This is a genomic window from Levilactobacillus bambusae, assembly GCF_003124125.1.
Taxonomy (GTDB): Bacteria; Bacillota; Bacilli; order Lactobacillales; family Lactobacillaceae; genus Levilactobacillus; species Levilactobacillus bambusae.
Map to the genome: position 1 here is coordinate 1 of NZ_QCXQ01000035.1, position 1,460 is coordinate 1,460.

Below are 1,460 nucleotides of genomic sequence, written 5' to 3' on the forward strand. Positions count from 1 at the left end.
AATGATTGAAACGCCGTCAACATTGGTCTTCATAATGTCTTTAATATGTTTCGTCTGTATCCCACCAATTGCAACTAAGGGCATTTGTGGCAATAGTTTTCTCATCAATTCAACACCTTCATAACCTATAGCACCACCAGCATCATCCTTTGACTGGGTATCAAATACAGGACCAACACCAACATAATCTACATATTCAACTTTTGATTGTTGAAATTCTTCCTCGTTTTTTATAGAAAGACCAATTATTTTATCTGGCATCAATTTTCTAATTTCATCAACACCAATATCATCTTGACCTACATGTACGCCATCGGCGTCAATTTCCATTGCTAAATCTATATCGTCATTAACGATAAATGGAACATTGTATTTTTTACAAAGTTCTTTAATTTGGATAGCTAGCTCAAGTTTTTCTAAGCCTTCTAAAGCACCCTCACCTTTTTCTCGAAATTGAAATAAGGTTATACCACCTTTTAAGGCTTCCTCAACGACTGTATATAGATTTTTTCCTTGGCAAGTAGTCGTTCCACAAATAAAATATAGTTTTAGTAATTCTTTATGAAACATCTTACTTCACTCTTTTGAATTCCTTTACATCTTCATCTGTAATCTCGTATAAGGCATTTATAAATTCAGCTTTAAATGTTCCAGGAAGATGTCCATTGGGACGTTTTTCTGCTATTTCTCCAGCGATATTGTAAACCAACATTGCTGTTTCTAATGATTTCAATTCTTGACCTTTTTCCAGTCCGATAAAGCTTGCTACTACAGCTCCTAATAAGCATCCTGTCCCAATGACTTTCGGCATCATAGCACTACCATTATGAATCGTTACCACTTCTCCATTAACAGCAATGGCATCCACTTCACCTGTTACTACTATTGGAATATTGAACTTCTCATTTGCTGCTAGAGCAATTTCGTCAATATTATCTACGCCCGCACTATCTACTCCTTTAGATGCCACATCTATTCCTACTAAAGAGGCAATCTCGCCAGCATTTCCTCTAATCGCTGCTAGTTTATAATTGTTGATTAGATCATCTGCTACTTTTTTTCTATATTCTCCTGCTCCACAGGCTACAGGATCTAAAACTGCTGGGACATTATATTTCTCCGCAATTTTCAGAGCAGCTTGGTATAATTTCCAATTTTCATCTGTCAATGTTCCTATGTTTATTAATAAACCACCAGCATACTTTAACAAATCCTCTAAATCTGCTGGAAACTCACTCATGGCTGGTGAGGCGCCCAGTGCTACTAATCCATTTGCTGTGAAATTTTTTACTACATCATTGGTTATACAAATGACCAATGGTGCTTTTTCTTTTAATAATTTTAAACTTGTCATATTGAAATCCTTCCTTTTCACTTTATACGATCTACTGATTTCGATTTATCTTTAGTTGAGAATTTTTTTCATTTACATTGAATGATTTATACTCAATGAAAATCAA

At 34.9% G+C, this 1,460-nt stretch carries 2 protein-coding genes; both read right to left on the reverse strand.

Annotated elements, in window-relative coordinates; genetic code table 11:
* The coding region (thiE, locus tag DCM90_RS09825) for a thiamine phosphate synthase (RefSeq protein ID WP_109251166.1) at positions 1 to 570 on the reverse strand (570 nt) is incomplete at its 3' end.
* A gap of 1 nt (position 571) precedes the next feature.
* Entirely contained in the window at positions 572 to 1,354 is a 783-nt protein-coding gene (gene thiM, locus DCM90_RS09830; RefSeq protein WP_000202455.1) for a hydroxyethylthiazole kinase, read from the reverse strand.
* Positions 1,355 to 1,460 lie beyond the last annotated feature (106 nt).